Origin of the sequence: Actinobaculum sp. oral taxon 183 str. F0552 (assembly GCF_000466165.1) — a bacterium.
In the GTDB taxonomy this organism is placed as follows: domain Bacteria; phylum Actinomycetota; class Actinomycetes; order Actinomycetales; family Actinomycetaceae; genus Peptidiphaga.
Genome location: NZ_KE951416.1, coordinates 13,091 through 30,134 on the forward strand (window position 1 = coordinate 13,091; position 17,044 = coordinate 30,134).

Genomic DNA, 17,044 nt, shown 5'->3' on the forward strand with positions numbered 1-17,044 from the left:
GAGTGACAAGTCGAGCTCGGCGGGCGGCACCGCCGAGTCCGCCGCTCCCGCATCCCGGACGGAGTCGGCCCCGGCGGCCTCCCCGCAGGCGAGCCCCCAGCACGTCCCCGGCTATCTCTACGTTTCGAAGCCCCTGGCCGCCGGTTCGTTCCAGGTCGCCGGCGTCACCTGGAACCGGGGGAGCTCCCTTCCGGCCGGCGCGACCGTGGAGATGCGCACCCTCGACGGCGGCGCGTGGTCCAGCTGGTACGTCCTGGGGGCTGAAGACGAGGCCGGCAAGGGGCGTCCCGGGACCGAGGCCAATGTCTCGGGTTCCTCGACCGGCGTGCAGCTGCGCATCAAGGGGAGCGGGAAGCTCCCCGGCGGGCTGCGCTTGGACGTGGTCGACGGCCAGGGGGCCGAGCGCGCAATGGACCCCAAGCCCGCCGCCGTCCACCCCGCGGCCGGAACCGTCGCCGCGGAGGTCGCCAACGGCGACGAGAAGCGGGCGATCCTCACCGACCGGGCCGCGGGCGTCCAGTCCACCTCGCAGTACGGCGGCACGCCGTCGTCCGAGATCCCTGCGCCGGGACGCGGCTCGTCGGCCCCCGCGGGAGCGCCCGCCGCGCGGAGCCTGCGAACCGACCAGTCGGCCGCCGAGAGGCTGGCCGCCATCCAGCCGCGCTCGGCCTGGGGCGCGGACGAATCCAAGATGACCTGGCCGCGCGGCTACGCCGACTTCGAAGGCTCGATCGTCCACCACACGGCGGGGTCCAACTCCTACACCAAGGCCCAGGTCCCCGCGACGATCCGCGGCATCTACAGCTACCACGCCAACACCCGCGAATGGGGGGACATCGGCTACAACGTCCTCATCGACAAATACGGCGGACGCTGGGAGGGACGCTCGGGCACGCTGGCTTCGCCGCAGGGCAAGGTCGTCACCGGCGCGCACGCCGCGCCGCGCAACAGAGGCACCCTCGGCGTCTCCGTCCTCGGCACCTACGACAACTCCAACCTGCCCACCCCTCTCGTCCTGGAGACCTTCTCGGACGTGATCGCGGCGCGCTTCGCCATCGCGGGCGTCGACCCGTCCTCGCGCGGGACGATGTCCGTTCCCTCGGGCACCGGCGCCGCCCTGTCGGCAGGCAGCGTCCTGCCGCGCATCTCCGGTCACAAGGACGTCAAGGCCACGTCGTGCCCGGGGTCGATCTACGGATACCTCGACCAGATCCGCTCGCGTGTGGCGGCCAAGTACGCCCAGCTCGGCGGCTCGGGAGGCCCGGGCGCCGTCGTCTCCGCCGCGGTGACCTGGCAGTACGCCGCCGACGCGATCGACGTCGGCGCGTCCGTCACCTCGACCGGACTGAGCGACCTGCAGTACCGGTGGCTGAGCTACGACCTGACCCGCAAGAAGTGGACCCTCATCAGCGACTGGTCCGACGGAAACTGGGCGACGTGGCGGGCCGACGCCGGATCCTACTGGCTCCAACTGCAGGTGCGGTCCCGCTCGGACGGCCGGACGAAACACGTCTCGACCATCGCCTTCCAGTACGTGGCCGGGCGTTCGCGCATCACCGGCACCTACGCCGGCTGGCAGGAGACGGCGCCGGGCAGGAGGCATGTGCTCCTGGGCAACATCGCCCCCGAAGCGCACCGCGTCGTCACGAAGATCTACGACGTCGGGGCCAAGGCGTGGGTAGCGCAGTTCCACGGCCCGTGGGCCGTCTGGACGCCGAGGAAGGGCGTCTACTGGACGCGCTACGAGGCGTACACCGCCGACGGCCGGCTGGCCGACGAGCGCACGCACCCCTTCCGAGTCGACTGAGGGGCCGAAGGGTGGGGCAGTCGGTGGGATCCCACCGACTGCCCCACCCTTCGGGCTGCGGCGAAAGGCCGCCGCCGATCCGGGCCGTCACTGCCCGGTCGTGGCGTACTTCGCTTCGACGGCCTCCTTCTGCGGGCGCCACCAGGCTTCGTTGGCCTTGTACCACTCGACGGTGTCGTGCAGGCCGCTCGCGAAGTCGGCGAAGCTCGGACTCCAGCCGGTCTCGTGGACGAGCTTCGAGTTGTCGATGGCGTAGCGCTGGTCGTGTCCGGGCCGGTCGTTGACGTGATCGAAATCCTCGGGGTCGCGCCCGAACTCCGCCAGGATCAGCTTGGTCACCTCGAGGTTGTTCTTCTCGCCGTCGGCCCCGATGAGGTAGGTCTCGCCGATGCGGCCCTTCTCTATGATCTCCCAGACGGCGGTGTTGTGGTCCCGCACGTGGATCCAGTCGCGGACCTGCTCGCCGGTGCCGTAGACGCGGGGGCGCACGCCGTCGATGAGGTTGGTGATCGTGCGGGGGATGAACTTCTCGACGTGCTGGTAGGGGCCGTAGTTGTTCGAGCAGTTCGAGATCGTCGCGGGGACGCCGAAGGACCGGACCCAGGCGCGGACCAGGAGGTCGGACGCCCCCTTGGAGGAGGAGTACGGGGAGGAGGGGTTGTAGGCGTCGCCCGCCTGGAAGCGCCTGGGCTCGCCGATCTCGAGGTCGCCGTAGACCTCGTCGGTGGAGATGTGGTGGAAGCGCGTCCCGTGGCGGCGCACCGCCTCCAGAAGCTGGAAGGTCCCCTCGATGTTCGTGCGGATGAACGGGCTCGGGTCGTTCAGCGAGTTGTCGTTGTGGGACTCGGCTGCGAAGTTGACCACGACGTCGGCGTCTGCGACGAGCGGGTCGACTGTGTCGGCGTCCGCGATGTCGCCCACCACCAGTTCGACGCGGTCCAGGCCCTCGATGGATTCGGGGTTGCCGGCGTAGGTGAGCTTGTCGAGGACGACGACGCGGGCATCGGGCATCGACTCGACGGTGGAGTGGACGAAATTGGCGCCGATGAAGCCGGCACCGCCGGTGATGAGAACGCGCATGCGCTTCCTTTCTGTGGTTGGCGGACAAGCCGTGACGGGGGACAGCCTATCGCCCCGCGTCCGCCGCATGCGAGGGGGCCCGGCCGGACGGCTCGCCGCCCGTGGAACGCGGGCGCCGGCCCCCCGCCTCCAGCCGCACCTCGGGGAAAGCCTTGACGAAGCCGACGGTCGTGCCGTCCGAGCGGACTGCCATGAAGGCGGCGTGGCGGAGGTTGTCGATCTCGAAGCCGTCCTCGTTGAGGACGACGGCGTTGAAGCTGAAGTCCCCCTCTCCGAGGTAGAGGCGCGGAAGGGTGACGAGGATCCGCGCGGATCCCCGGAAACTCGGGAGTTCGAGGTCGAGCTTGCGGCTGTCCACCCCCAGGACGTGTTGCCCGCGGTCCGTCTCGACGTTCAGGAGGACAGCGTACGCGTCGAGCCGGTCGGGCGCCTGGAGGTCGATGCCCACCGTGAGCGAGGACCCCGGTTCGAAGATCTTGAATCCGTCCGGATGATCCGTCAGCCCGTCGAGGAGCTCGACGCCGTCGATCGTGCACGGCCGGGGCGGCGGCGCCCCGCCGGGAGCGGCCTTCGCGGCCTCCGAGGCGTCCAGGAGCTGCTGCTGGTACCACTGGTGGAGCATGCTCATAGCATCGGGGGCCTTGCCGGTGGCGATGATCGCGCCGCGGTCCAGGACCACGGCGCGGTCGCACACGTCGACGATCTGCTCGGCGGAGTGCGAGACGAGGATGATCGAGCGCCCTTCCTCCTGGAAGTCGCGGATCTTGTCGATGCACTTGCGCTGGAAGGGCTCGTCGCCCACCGCCAGGACCTCGTCGACGAGGAGGATGTCCGGGTCCGAGTGCACGGCCACGGCGAAGGCGAGGCGGACGTACATGCCCGAGGAGTAGAACTTCACCTGGGTGTCGAGGAAGTCCCCGATCCCCGAGAAGTCGACGATGGAGTCGAACTGCCGGTCGATCTCCCGCTCGGACAGGCCCAGGACCGATCCGTTCAGGTAGACGTTCTCCCGGCCGGTCAGGTCCGGGTGGAACCCGGCGCCCAGCTCCAGAAGCGCGGCGATGCGTCCCCGGATGTGAACCTTCCCCCGGTCGGGCGTGAGGATGCCGCCGATGATCTTCAGGAGGGTGGACTTGCCCGAGCCGTTGGCGCCGGCCAGCCCGATCGACTCGCCCGCGTCGATCGAGAACGAGACGTCCTGCAAGGCCCAGTACTCCTCCGCGTGGAGGCGGGAGCGGCCGGAGTTGACCACCCGCTCCTTGAGCGACTTGTCCTTGTGGACCGTGAATTTCTTGGAGACACCGTCGATTCGGATGACCTCGGGACGTGACATTAAAGCTCCTGGGCGAAGTTGCGCTGAAGACGGTCGAAGAATCGCTGGGCGATGAAGACGAGGACGATGCCGATGAGGAACATGATCCCGAGCTTGGTCAGCAGGTGGACGGGCCACTGGGCGTACTGCCCCTGAACCCAGAAGGCCTTCTGAAATCCCATGACGGCCAGGGCCATCGGATTGTACAGGTAGACGTCCGTGATGAACTGGGGCGCCTGGCCGGCGAGCTGGGCGTACGAGTACACGCAAGGGGTCAGCCAGAAGCCTATGAGCACGCCGACTTCCACGAGGTACTGGACGTCCCTGAGGTAGACGTTGACGGCCGAGAGGATCAGCCCGATCGCGACCCCCCAGGCCAGGACGACGCACAGGGAGATGGGCGCGTAGAGGAACATCGCGGTGGTGTCGATGCCGCGGATCAGGAGGGCGCCGCAGAAGAGGATGACGAGCTGGGAGAGGAAGTCGATGACGGCCGACCCGGTTGCGGCCAGCGGGAAGATCTCGCGCGGCAGGTAGACCTTCTTGACGATTCCCGCGTTGGCGAGGATCGAGGAGGTGGCGCTCGTGATCGTCTGGGAGAAGAGCGTCCACGCCGTCAGCCCGGCGAACACGTAGACGGCGAAGTCCGGGATCGCGCGCTCGGCCGCGAGGACCTTGCCGATGGCCAGATAGTAGATGAGCAGATTGACGAGCGGGCGGATGAGCGTCCACACGTAGCCGAGCACAGAGTCCTTGTACCTGGCCTTCAGCTCGCGCCGCGTGAGCCTCCACCACAATTGGCGATGCGCCCAGATGTCCCTGATCGACGTCCAGGACCCCGAGAGGAACCCTCCGCTGGGCGTCACCTCCCGCATCGGCTGCTCGCCAAGCCACGCGAACCGCTCGTCCGCCGTCGCGAGGTCCGGTCGCTCGTCTGTCACGCTGGCCATGCTACCCCTCATGCTCATAGATGGTCCTGTGTCCGCCATAGATCTTAGCGCCTGGGGCGGCCTTCGCCGATACCCGTCAAACCGGGGATCCAGCCCATGGATCATGGATCGTGACGTCGCTAACCCCTCCCGGGCGGAGGAGGATGGCGACGACGCGGTGCGATTCTCGGGTACGCTTCTCGCGTAAGCCGAAGTGCGCCCGATGCGCCGCGCACAGTTGCGGACAGCCAACAGCCAAAGTCAATCGACGAGCTCTCGGCCGCCGGGCCGGGTGGGGAACGTGAGGAGCGCTCTTGTCCAAGAAGATGATCAGTGTCGTCATTCCCAGCTACAACGAGGAGAAGAGCGTGCGGGAAATGTACGATCGCCTGGTCGCGGTCTTCCGCGACAGCCTCCCCGCCTACGATTACGAGATCATCTTCGTCGACGACTATTCGACGGACCAGACCCGCCCCCTGATCCGGCAGCTGGCCTCCGAGGACCCCCGCGTCAAGGCGATCTTCAACGCCCGCAACTTCGGCTTCCACCGCAACGTGTTCTCCGCGCTGTCCTACGGCAGGGGCGACGCCACCTTCATGCTGTTCGGCGATCTGCAGGACCCGCCCGAGAACCTCCCCGAATTCGTGCGACGATGGGAGTCCGGGAGGAAAGTCGTCGTCGGCCAGCGACGGTCCAGCGACGAGGGCTGGCTGATGACCTTCTCCCGCTTCCTCTACTACAAGCTCATCGACTGGTTCGCCGACTCCTCGCAGATCGCCCGCTTCACCGGCTACGGGCTCTACGACCGCGAGTTCGTCGACATCCTCAAGGATATCGGCGACATCCAGCCCTTCTTCAAGGCGGTGGTCTCCGAATACGGGATCGACCTCGACATCGTCCAATACGACCAGGCCCAGAGCGTGCGCGGAAAGTCCAATTTCAATTTCCGCCGCAACTACGACTTCGCCATGCAGGGGATCACGTCGTCGACGAAGCTCCTCATGCGCCTGGCCACCTACATCGCGGCCCTCGTGGGCGTCGTCTGCCTGGGGATAGCGATCTTCGTCTTCGTCAACAAGATCGTCAACTGGAACAACTACGGCGTGGGCGAGGCCTCGACGGCGATCGGCATCTTCTTCCTGGGGTCCATCCAGCTCTTCTTCATCGGGATCCTGGGCGAGTACATCCTCAGCATCAACGGGAGGATCACCCGCAAGCCCCGGGTCGTCGTGGGGGAGCGGATCAACTTCGCCGACGAATCACACGGAAACGCGCAGCGCGGAGATGAACGTGAGTGACCGGGCGGCGCCGGCGGGCATGCGCCCGCTCGTGGCCCAGTTCGCGAAGTTCCTGGTAGTCGGGGGCATCTCCTTCTCCTTGGACTACGGCCTCTTCGTATTCCTGTACAACGTCTTCGGGGTCTACTACATCCTCTCCAGCACGATCTCCTTCGCGACCTCGGTGGTCCTCAACTACGTCCTGAGCAGGAAATACGTGTTCGAGATCCGGGAGGACCGAAGCGTCGCCCGCGAATTCGCCTTCTACGCCGTCCTCAACGTCATCGCCCTCTTCCTCAACCAGGTCATCCTCTACGCGAGCGTGGACTATCTCTCGTTCAGCCCGCCCGTCGGCAAGATCATCGCCACGGCGGTGGTGCTGGTGTACAACTTCGTCTCCCGCAAACTACTCTTGGAGAGGCCCCCCTCCACGGGACGAGACGCCGCCCAGCCTCCCGACGGCCGACGATCAGAAAACGGCCAGCGATCAGAAACAGGTGTGAACCCGATGTCCACAGAGCGCCCTCTCAGGTTCGGCAAGCGGCTTCTCGTCCGGGTGAAGGAGGCCTGGGACGCGGCCGTTTCCAAGGCGTGCGAGAGCAGGCTGGCGGCGTGGTGGACGGGCACGTCCAGGCCCGGGCGGGTCGACTGGGCCCTGCTCGGAGCGCTTCTGGCGGTTTCCTTCGTCACCTTCCTCTACGGCGACGTCCGGGCGACCTTCGAGCACTCCTTCAACTTCATGGACGCCCTGTTCTCGGGCAGGGTGGCCGACTTCTACACGATCGCCATCGAGCACACGAGCAGCGGACATCCGGCCGTCTACGACATCCCCCTCTACTTCCTGTTCGGGGTGTGGAACCTGCCGACCTACCTGTTCTACAAGTTCGCGGGCTACGACTACCTGAACGCCACCCCGGCCCAGCTCTGGCTGAAGACGATGATGCTCGTATTCGTCCTTTTGGCCGCGAGGATCCTCATGAGGATCGCCCGCACGATGGGGATGGACGCCGACCGGGCCAAATGGGTCGCCTTCTACTTCCTCTCGGCCATGAGCGTCGTCCTGCCCGTGTTCGTCATCGTCCAGTACGACATCGTCCTCGTGGCGGTCATGCTGCTGGGCCTGCACGCCTACATGAAGGGAAACCAGCGCGGCTTCCTCCTGTGGTTCATGCTGGCCAACACTCTCAAGCTGTTCGCGGTCTTCGTCTTCATACCCCTCGTCCTCCTCAAGGAGAAGAGGCTCCGCCGCGTCGCCGGGCAAGCCGTCGTCGGACTGGCCGGCCTGGCGTTCTGCCGCCTCCTCTATAGCGGGAGCGTCACGTACAAGGCGTCGACCGGCGGGTTCACCGACTCCATGCTCGAACGCCTCACGGCGACGGGCTTCCAATGGGAGACCCCCGGGCGGACGGTCGGCCTGTTCGTCGTCTGCATGGTCGGCCTGATGATCTTCTGCTACGCGAAGAGAGTCGAGACGGACAAGGAGATCCAGGCGTACTCCGTCTACGTCTGCCTGGCGGCGTTCCTGGCGTTCTGCGCACTCGTCCCCCTCAATCCGTACTGGATCGTCCTGCTGTCCCCCTTCGCCGTCCTCATAGTCTTCGCCAACCCCAGATACGCCGTCCTCAACAGTCTGCTCGAATTGAGCATCGGGTCCTCGCTGCTCGTCCTCGACGTCGTCCTGGGATACCCCATCTACAACCGCGGGATATTCACCAACCTCCTCGTCGGCCAGTTCTTCGACGGATCCAGCAATCCGCGTTTCGCCACCCTCGGCGAGATGTTCATGAAGACGGGCGTCAAGGACAATGCCAATTTCATCATCGCGTTCATGCTCGCCTGCGCCCTCGCCGTTCTCGTCCTCAACTATCCGAAGAGGGACTTCGTCGAGGGCATGCCGAACCGCGAGAGGATACCCCGGAGCATCGCATGGGTGCGGCTGGGCGCTCCCGTGTGCTTCGTGGCCGCGCTGTTCGCCATGTACCTGATGCCGGCGACCCGGGTCGTCTACTCCGCCCTGACGGACACACCGGCCCAGGGAAGCGCCAATCTCCTGGCACGAGGGGCGACCGTCCAGGAGAGGCTCACCTTCGACAGGAAGCTCACGGTGGACAAGCTCCGGATCGGTTTCTCGGCGAGCCAGGTGACATGGATCGACTCGGCCGTCGTCAACGTGAGCATCAAGGAGGCCTCGACCGGGAAGGTCGTCTGGCATGACAGAGTTCCGGCGAACGCGATCGGCGAAGGCGTGCACACCTTCGACGCCGACGGGACCGTCCTGGAGGCGAAGAAGCCCTACACGCTGACGATCGACAGCTCGTACACGGAGAACGAGCCCGCCCACGTTCAGATGAACCCGGCGGTCGATCAGTTCCCGACCACCGAGAACGGGAAGAAGGTCTCCGGGGACATCGTCATGAGCATCACCGGGAAGGCCGAGTAGAGGCTGCCGATCCCGGCGCTCCGCCCGTCTCCTTGGCCGATGCGCCGATTCTTGCCGACGCGCCGGCCCGGACCGCCGAGTCCCCGCGCCGCGACGGAGGAGCAGCGGCTGCGTTCTCCCCGTGTACCGGCGCACTGTGGCCGAGTCCCGCGCTGACGGGGAGCGAGCGGTCTGCAGCTCGTCAAACCCGTGCCGGCGCCGGGCAGCGGAGCAAGGTTCAGGCGAGGCGAACGAGTGCCGCCGCCCGCAATCCGCGCGATCGGCGTGCGGCGGGTTCGCAGATAGATCGGTGGACGACCACCCCGACGGTCAAGGACGACCCGAACGACTTCACAAGATCACCAGCGTCAAGCGCGCGATCGGGGCCGTCGGGATGAGCGCGTCGCGGATCCTAGCTGAGCGTCTGGTCCTTGGCCGGCGGCGTCTCCTCCGGTGCCTTTCGGCGGCGGGGCAGGAGCGTCACCCCGTCGAAGGCGCGGGTGAAGAAGGCGACGACGTTGGCGTTCAACCTGTGCAGTCCCACCGACAGGCCGAAGACGATGACGCTCATCGCCGCGAAGAGCATGTACAGCTGAAGGGTGGAGAACGCCCTCGTGTCTGTGGACTCGAAGATCTTGGAGATGACCACGTGGTGGACCAGGAAGATCGGATACGAGTACTTGGCTATCAGCGCGACCGGCTCGCGTACGGGCCCCGCGTCGAGGTATCGGGCGACCATCGCGAGGATGAAGAAACAGGCGACCCCGACGAAGGGCGTGGCGAAATCCTCGTTGAGCATGGGCCGCTTGGCCGACATGATGAGAATGCCCGCGCACGGGAGCACCCACGGAAGGACGGCCCAAGTGGGCATGCGGCGGACGTACCGGACGAAGTACATGCCGAAGGCCAGTTCGGGGAGCCTGAGCGGCAGGACGATCTGGTTGGGGAAGCTGTGGGGTATCTTGTTGAGGAGGACGAAGGTGACGGCGTAGATCGCGAAGATCGCCGCCGCCGTCGTCTTCGGGTACGTCATCACGGCCCAGCGCAGCAGCGGGAAGACGATGTAGAAGAGCACGATGAAGCCCAGGAACCACTCCCCGAGCAGGTACATGGTCTGGATGTGGAAATTGGCGACCATGCCGTCCATGCCGAAGAGCGTGAAGAGGAACGCCCGGGTGGGCGCGTGGTTCCTGGCGACCCCCTGATTGGCGAGGAAGAAGTAGAGGGTTCCGAGGATCCACGCGGTCCAGAACATCGGATAGATGCCCTTGAACCGCTTCCAGTAGAAGACCCGCAGGTCCAGGCGGGGCCCCCCGTAGGTCATCATCAGCGCCGCACCCGAGATGATCAGGAAGAGCGAGACGCCCAGGTTCCCGATGTAGATGCCGAAGGGCTCGTAGGCGAAGACATGCCGCTTCTGAGCCTGGTGGAGATACGGATTGTTGAAGTGGGTGATGACGACGAGGACGGCGGCCAGAGCCCGGACGAGATCCAGATAGAAGACCCGTTTGCGTGGTTTCGTCGACGGCGCTGCGGTCATTTCTTCACTATACGCCGGGTACGGTCGTAGAGGTGGCGCAGCGGCGAGTGCAGCCTGTCCGGGATCGTGTGGCGCAGGATCTCCTTGACGTGCCGCCTCAGCCCGTTGTCCTCCTTCAGGGTGTGCACCATCCGCATCTCGGTGTCGGCGGGCCAGTGGTAGCCGATTGCCCGAGTCAGCTCCTGGACGTAGAAGCTGAGGTTCGTCAGCTCGATGCGGGCGAACTTATCCGAGTAGAGCCATCCGGCGAAGTACCCGCTGCCCTGGGCCACATAGCCGTAGGCCCGCTCCACGGCGTGGAGGAGCGTGCCGTCGTTGTCGTTCGGCTCGCCGGGGAAGTCCTCGTACGTCCAGTCCATGTCGAACAGCGGCTTGAGGGCCGCGGGCCGGAACCAGAACATCGTTCCCAGAGGAGCGATGACGTCCTTCTCGGGGCTGAGGGGGACGTTGAGCTTCATCTCCCGCAGCAGCCTGCTGGTGCGCACGAAATTCTGGCTCCACCCGTAGGAGTAGATCGGGAAGTACTCGGCGTGGTTCGGAGGCGTGGGGGTCAGGAGGCCCAGGCGGGGCTCCTTCTCGAACTGCTCGATGACGTTCGCCACGAACTCGCGCGAGGCCAGGATGTTCTCGAAGCACTTGACGGCGAAGCCCTCGCCCTTGGAGTAGGGCTCGAGCTGCGTCACCTTCTTGTCGTGGGCGAAGCAGACGTAGTCGTAGTCGGCGATGACGTCCTTGACGCCCACCAGGAGGGCGCTGACGTCGCGGCCGCGGTTCTCGATCACCCGCACGTCGACCCGGTAGGGCAGGCCCTCGCAGGCCTCCCTCACGGCCTCGGCCTTCTCCTGCGAGCCGACCGTGACGATGATGTCGCACCCCTCGGGCATCGACCGGGCGTAGCCGAGCGTCTGCTCGAGCAGGTCGAGATAGTAGACGTGCAGGACGAGCGCGACCTTCGCCCCGGAGGGATCGCAGTCGGTGACGTCCGTGGGCAGCACGTAGGTCAGCTGGAGGTTCTTGACGAGGTCCGCCATGTGCATGCTGCGCAGGGCGTTGTTCCAGATGAGGTCCGTGTCGAAGTCCGTGTGGTCTCGCAGATAGGCGTAGAGGTCCGCCGTCGCGTTGCCCACCGACTGGTCGAGCACGTCGTCGTAGGGGTGGAAGAAGGAACGGCGCTTGAAGATCGGGCAGCGCTTCTCCTCGATTAGCTTCTTGGGGGCGAAGAGGATCGGCTGGTAGGTGAATCCCTCCATGTCCTCGGTGTTGACGTAGACGTCGGACGTGAACCCCAGCCTTTCGAAGCGCCGGGTGAACGGAGCCTCGTGGCGCCCGACCGAGTCGATGTAGCTGTGCATCTCCGGCAGGTTCTCCCAGTACTCCTGGAATTCTCTGCTCGACACTAGCGACTTGCGGTAGGCCATGAAGTGCGACTGGATGTGCCGGGGGATGAACCCCTCCTCGATCGTCCCGAAGGGGTCGACGGGGAACTCGTGGAACCAGGTGATCCCCCAGAAGTCGACGTCGCGCTCGCCCATCTCCGAGAACATCTCGGAGAAGGGGTAGACGGGGCCCATGATGGTTGCGTTGAACAGGACGACTTCGTCGAATTCGCAGAGCCGGGCCCATCCCACCCTCTCCAGCGCGGTCTTGTAGGCCCACGCGTCCAGGCCCACGTTGTCGCGCAGGATCACGGTGTCGGAGAAGGCGTGGAGCTTGGCGTAGCTCTTGGCCGCGAGGTCCCCGTTGACGACGATCACCAGCTCGGAGAGGTTCTCGACCATGCCGGCGAGCAGGGTCTCGACGTAGTCGTCCACGACTCCGTCGGCGTCGTAGAAGAAGAAGATTCCAAGGCGTTTCGAGATGTTCCCCTGATCGGGCATGGACGGGTCCTTCTGGTTCGATGTGCTGATCGCTGACTGGCTGTGCTGGGAGGCCGGGTGAGCCGCGGGCGTCATCGCGCGGCGGCCATGATCGCGCGGATCTTCGTCGCGTCCCCCCACACGCCGGGGGAGTCGTAGGGCCGATCGGGGAAGGCTCCGTATTCGAGTTCGAGGTCCAGTCCGTGTTCGCGGATGTAGGCTTCCACCCGGTCCGCCAGGGAGAGCGGCTCTCCCGAGCACGCGTTGACGATCCCCGCCACCTCGTCCTGGCAGACGATGGCGGCGATCTGGCGCGCCAGATCGGAGACCGAGATGAAATCGTACTTGTTCTTTCCGCTGGTGAAGGGGAATGTCCGGCGGCCCTCTTCCGCCGCCGCGAGGAGCTTGGAGAAGATCGAGTTGCCGAACTTGTCGTCCCCCACGATGTAGTAGGCGCGGATCCACTGCAGGAGGGCGTCGTGCTGGCCAGCCAGGAGGGCCGCCGTCTCGCGCAGGGCGTTCTTGGAGATCCCGTAGAGCGAGGCCGGGCGGCACGGGGAGGTCTCGTCGATGGGGCCCTCCCAGTAGCCGACCTCGTGCATGGTTCCCATGACCGCGAGATGCTTCAGGCCGCCGGCCAGGAGGTTCTCGATGAGGTGGAAGTGCGCGGGCAGGTCGTCCAGATGCGCGGGGGAATTGTGCTTGAACCCGTCTCGCCACGCCATGTGGAGGACGACGTCCGGCCGCCCGAGCCGGTCGTAGATCTCCGGGTCCGCCGAGAACAGGTCAGCCGCCACGCGTTCGGCGCGGGGGTCGACCCCGTCCAGGCGGAGGTCGAGGGCCTTGACGTGCACGCCCCTCTCGAGCAGCGCGAGAACCACGTGACGCCCGATGTAACCGCCAGCACCGGTGACGAGAACAGTCCCATTCATAGCCTCCGATACTAGCAGGAGAACCCGACTCGGGGCCGTTCGCCGCCCGAACCGAGATGAGCTCCACCTCCGGCCCGGAGGGGCGCGACGGCCGTCCTTCCGGGTGACTGTGACAGAATGAGGGAATCGGCACGAAAGGATCCGGATGCACCCCACCATTGCGGTCATAACCAGAACGCACAACCGCCCCATGTTCCTCGCGAGGGCCCTCGACGCCGTCTCCCGGCAGACGTACGCGGACATCGCGCACATCGTGGTCAACGACGCCGGGGACCCGGAGCCCGTGAGCAGGGCGATCGACGCCCTGCCGCAGGAGGCGCGCGCCAGGATCGTGCGGATCGACAACGAGACCTCGTCGGGGCGCGAGGCCGCCGTCAACCCCGGCTTCGCGAAGGCGCGCGAACTCGGGTGCCGGTACGCCGTCGTCCTCGACGACGACGACACCTGGGCCCCCGACTTCCTCGAGAAGGTCTCCGCGCGGCTGAACGGGCACCCCGAGGAGGTGGCGGCCGTCGGCGCGGCCGAAGTCGTCCACGAGCGGATCGAGGGGGACTCCATCGTCGAGGTCTCCCGCGAGCCCCTGGCCTCGCATCTGCGGCAGGTCGTGTTCAGCGAGCTGCTCGTGCGCAACTACATCCCGACCGTCTCCCTCCTGTTCCGCACGTCCGTCCTCGACGTGCTGGGCGGATGGCGAAGCGACCTGCCCGTCCTCGCCGACTGGGACTTCAACCTCCGCCTGTGCATGCTCGGACCGATCGGCTTCGTCGACGAGCCCCTGGCCCGGTGGCACCACCGGACCACGACGGACCCGGACCTCGGGAACTCGTTCGTCGTGGCCTCAGGAGACCATCGCCAGTACGAAGGCCTCATCCGCGACGCGTACCTGCGCCGCGAAGCCGTGCGGTCCGCCGACCGAGAGCCCGGCGAGCAGGCGGAGGCCGTGGAGTCCTCCCTCGCCGTGCCGCTCCTGTTCGGCGGGTACGCGGCCAGACTGAACGCGGGCGTCGAATCCGTCCGCGACGCCCAGAGCAAGCACCTGGAAGTCGTCAAGTTGGAGCTGTACTCGGCCCTGGACCGCGCGAAGGAGTCCAGCGAAGCCCGGCTCGACGCCATCATTGAACGCCAGAACGACATCGACCGCCACCTGAGCGCGCTGGGGGAGCAGAACGCGCTCATCGTGGCGCAGAACGAACTCATCCTGGACCGGCTGGCGAGACTGCGCGAGGCCGTGGACTCCCTCCACCCCAGGGCCATGCTTCGGCGGCTGGGCAGGCGCGGGGGCGACCGGCCCTGACCCGGCCCGGCGGTCAGCGTCCCTAGCCCGGACTCGAGCCGCCTTGGCTTGGGCCGAGGCGCTTAGCCTGCCTTAGTCCGGGTCGGCTCGCCCCAGCCCGGACCGAGCCGGTCGCCGGCGGCCGGGGGCGCGAGGGGAGACGGCGCGCAGGCCGGCCGGATGCGCGTAGGTCGCGCCGCGCGCCGGCTTCGGCTGCCGGCGGAGCGGCTAGAGGCCGGGCTTCCCGCTCCTGCCGCGAAGGGCGTCCCACACGGCGCGGCGCCTGATCGAGGCCTGCGGCCCGAGCGCCGCGCGCACGAGGCTCTTGGCCCACGCCCGCGCACGCACGGGCAGCGGGAGCCGACGCGCCAGCAGAAGCCTGTTGCGCGTATTGCAGTAGGCGAAGAGCGGGCTCTCGATTCCCGACGAGCCGGAGTGCCCGTGCCACGCCAAGGCCGTATCGACGTACCGGATGGTCCACCCGGCTTCGCGCAGCCGCAGCGAGAGCTCGGTGTCCTCGTAGTACATGAACAGGTCCTCGCGGAAGAGGCCGACTTCGTCGAGGGCGGCGCGGCGGAGCATGGCGGCCCCGCCGCCGAACCCCTCCACCTGCGGAGGGGCGCTCCAGGACCCGAGGGGACGCCGCCAGTCCCGGTCCATCCCGTTGCCCGAGGAGTCCAGGACGTTGCCCGTCGAATTGACGAGGATCTCGCCTCCGGGCCCCCGCTCCTCCAAGAGCAGGAGGGCCGTCGCCGCACCCACGGACGGGTCGTCGAAGGCGCGGGCGAGCTCGGCGAGGAACGGTTCCTCGACGACGGCGTCCGAGTTGACCAGGGCGACGAGGTCCTCGTGGCCGAGGGCGACGCCCGCGTTGACGCCCGCGCCGAATCCCGGGTTGCCGCGTGTGGGGACCACCTCGCATCCGGGGCACAGCTCCGCGAGGTCGGCGGTGCGGCCGTCGTCCGAGTTGTCGACGACGGTCACCGTGGCCTTCCCGCAGGCGGTTTCTTCGTAGGCGCGCGCGGAGGCCAGGGCGCTCACCGCGGCGCGGGCTGTCAGCTCGGGGGTGCGGTAGTTGACGATGACGACCCGGACCGATCTCATCTCAGTCGCTCTCTTCTCATCCCAGTCGCTCTCTCATGCTCATGCTTCTCATCCGTTCAGGCCCCATCCCGGTCCCTCTTCCCTCATTTCCCTGCATTTCGGTTCCCGGAAAGCGGACTTTCACGCCAGCCCCTCGAAGACGGCGGCGTGTGCGGCGGCGGAGGCCTCCCACGTGTAGCGGGGGGCCAGCCGGAGAGCGCGGGCGGCATAGGCGTCGCGATGCGCGGCGACCTCCGCCACGCCCGCGGCGATCTGCGCTGGGGACGTCCCCGTGAAGGCGCCCGCGCCTGCCGCGACCTCCTCCATCGGGGAGCCCGCGGTCGACACGACCGGCGTCCCGTAGGCCATGGCCTCCAACACGGGCAGGCCGAAGCCCTCCCGATGCGAGGGGAAGAGGAAAGCGTACGCCCCCGCGTAGGCGGCGGCGAGGTCCGCGTCGGACAGACGCCCGGCCATATGCACGCGTTCGCGCGCCTGACCGGGGAGGGCGTCGAGGGCCGCCAGGCCAGCGTCGCCCCAGCCCGTCGGGCCCGCCAGGACGAGGTGGAAGTCACGGTCCACGCGGCCGAATGCGCCGATGACGCCCGCGAGGTTCTTGCGCGGCTCGAATGTGCCGCACCACAGGAGGTAGGGGGCCTCGCCCAGCCCGTGGCGCGCGCGGAATTCCGCCACAGCGCCGTCGGCCAGGGGGAGCCTGGCGACGCCGTGCGGGATGACGTGCAGGACGCCGGGCCGGATCCCCTCCCGGACGCAGGCTTCGGCCGTGGCCGTCGAGGGCACGACCACGGCGTCGGCGCGGGCCTTCACGCGCGCGAGGGCGCGGCGGAAGAACCGATTGCCCCGCGGAGTGAATTGGCCGGGGTCGTCGAGGAAGGCGAGGTCGTGGACCGTGACCGCCAGAGGGAGCCCGGTCGGCGGCACGGCCCACGTCGTGGCGTGGACGACCTGGGCTCCCGGAGCGACGGCCTCGGGGCGCGGCCCCAGCCCCGCATTCCACAGGGGGTAGAGCAGGCGGCGCGGAACGCGGGCCGGACGCAGCGGCAGGCCGAGCAACGCGCCGGACGCCGTCGCCGTGATCCCGACCGCGTGGACCCGCGGAGGCAGAGCCGGGGCGAGCCCCTCGATGTAGCGTCCCGAACCTCCCGGCACCGGTTGGAAGAGCTGCTCGGCGACCATCGCCACGCGTATAGCCATGCGGCAAGCCTAGCGCAAGAGGTTTAGCGTGGTGCCGGGCCTTGCGGAGGGATGTGGGGCTGGCGGAACGCGTGGGGCTGGCGGAGCGATCCGCGTCGGGTTTGGGCGGTGAAACTTCGGTTGGCATCGACCCGGCCGGTGAGACCTCGGTGACGCAGTGGGTCTGTCCGGTGAAACCCAGGTCGTCGACGGATTTCACCGGCGAATCGACCGGAGAAGCCTCAAAAACCGAAGTTCCACCGGGATGGAATGGTCGCCACCCGAAGTCTCACCGCAGCTTGGACAAGCACGGCAAGAGAACGGCGGGGGCGGCTGAGAAGG

Annotated in this window: 12 protein-coding genes; 4 read left to right on the forward strand and 8 right to left on the reverse strand. The window is 67.3% G+C overall.

From position 1 onward, the window contains the following. Positions 1–1,807: N-acetylmuramoyl-L-alanine amidase (locus tag HMPREF0043_RS03290; RefSeq protein WP_021601443.1), on the forward strand; the 1,807-nt coding region annotated here is incomplete at its 5' end. Between the two features lie 87 nt (positions 1,808–1,894). Here HMPREF0043_RS03290 and rfbB read toward each other — a convergent pair. From rfbB to HMPREF0043_RS03305, 3 genes are read right to left on the reverse strand one after another with little or no spacing between them, the layout of a single operon-like run. Further along, a complete protein-coding gene (gene rfbB / locus HMPREF0043_RS03295) occupies positions 1,895–2,887 on the reverse strand; it encodes a dTDP-glucose 4,6-dehydratase (RefSeq protein ID WP_021601444.1) in 993 nt (330 codons plus the stop codon). A gap of 46 nt (positions 2,888–2,933) precedes the next feature. Beyond that, positions 2,934–4,220: an ABC transporter ATP-binding protein gene (locus tag HMPREF0043_RS03300; RefSeq protein ID WP_021601445.1), complete on the reverse strand. Its 1,287-nt coding sequence runs from the start codon at positions 4,218–4,220 to the stop codon at positions 2,934–2,936. Beyond that, positions 4,220–5,149 carry an ABC transporter permease gene (locus tag HMPREF0043_RS03305; protein ID WP_051317412.1) on the reverse strand — a complete coding sequence of 310 codons (930 nt, stop codon included), beginning with the start codon at positions 5,147–5,149 and terminating at the stop codon, positions 4,220–4,222. Before HMPREF0043_RS03305 ends, HMPREF0043_RS03300 begins: the two co-directional genes overlap by 1 nt. Positions 5,150–5,442: 293 nt before the next feature. Here HMPREF0043_RS03305 and HMPREF0043_RS03310 point away from each other — a divergent pair, with 293 nt between their 5' ends. Both HMPREF0043_RS03310 and HMPREF0043_RS03320 read left to right on the forward strand, forming a co-directional pair. Next, on the forward strand, positions 5,443–6,426 hold the full coding sequence (locus HMPREF0043_RS03310; RefSeq protein ID WP_232206010.1) for a glycosyltransferase family 2 protein: 984 nt from the start codon (positions 5,443–5,445) through the stop codon (positions 6,424–6,426). Next, positions 6,419–8,845, forward strand: a complete 2,427-nt coding sequence (locus HMPREF0043_RS03320; RefSeq protein WP_232206012.1) for a GtrA family protein — start codon at positions 6,419–6,421, stop codon at positions 8,843–8,845. Before HMPREF0043_RS03310 ends, HMPREF0043_RS03320 begins: the two co-directional genes overlap by 8 nt. A 391-nt stretch (positions 8,846–9,236) precedes the next feature. Here the strand turns inward: HMPREF0043_RS03320 and HMPREF0043_RS03325 are convergent, their stop codons facing one another. The 3 genes from HMPREF0043_RS03325 to HMPREF0043_RS03335 all read right to left on the reverse strand — a co-directional run bounded on the left by HMPREF0043_RS03325 (position 9,237) and on the right by HMPREF0043_RS03335 (position 13,152). Beyond that, positions 9,237–10,364 carry an acyltransferase family protein gene (locus HMPREF0043_RS03325; protein WP_021601450.1) on the reverse strand — a complete coding sequence of 376 codons (1,128 nt, stop codon included), beginning with the start codon at positions 10,362–10,364 and terminating at the stop codon, positions 9,237–9,239. Beyond that, entirely contained in the window at positions 10,361–12,241 is a 1,881-nt protein-coding gene (locus tag HMPREF0043_RS03330) for a rhamnan synthesis F family protein (RefSeq protein WP_040317765.1), read from the reverse strand. Before HMPREF0043_RS03330 ends, HMPREF0043_RS03325 begins: the two co-directional genes overlap by 4 nt. Positions 12,242–12,312: 71 nt before the next feature. Further along, positions 12,313–13,152: an NAD-dependent epimerase/dehydratase family protein gene (locus HMPREF0043_RS03335; RefSeq protein ID WP_021601452.1), complete on the reverse strand. Its 840-nt coding sequence runs from the start codon at positions 13,150–13,152 to the stop codon at positions 12,313–12,315. 145 nt (positions 13,153–13,297) lie between these two features. On the opposite strand from HMPREF0043_RS03335, the gene HMPREF0043_RS03340 reads away from it, so the two are divergent. Continuing rightward, complete coding sequence (locus HMPREF0043_RS03340; protein ID WP_021601453.1) at positions 13,298–14,446, forward strand: glycosyltransferase family 2 protein; 1,149 nt, start codon at positions 13,298–13,300, stop codon at positions 14,444–14,446. 207 nt (positions 14,447–14,653) lie between these two features. Here the strand turns inward: HMPREF0043_RS03340 and HMPREF0043_RS03345 are convergent, their stop codons facing one another. Together HMPREF0043_RS03345 and HMPREF0043_RS03350 are read right to left on the reverse strand one after the other, a co-directional pair. Then, entirely contained in the window at positions 14,654–15,529 is an 876-nt protein-coding gene (locus tag HMPREF0043_RS03345) for a glycosyltransferase family 2 protein (RefSeq protein ID WP_021601454.1), read from the reverse strand. A gap of 120 nt (positions 15,530–15,649) precedes the next feature. After that, positions 15,650–16,723, reverse strand: coding sequence for a glycosyltransferase family 4 protein (locus HMPREF0043_RS03350; protein WP_021601455.1), 1,074 nt, complete (start codon positions 16,721–16,723; stop codon positions 15,650–15,652). Positions 16,724–17,044: the final 321 nt, after the last annotated feature.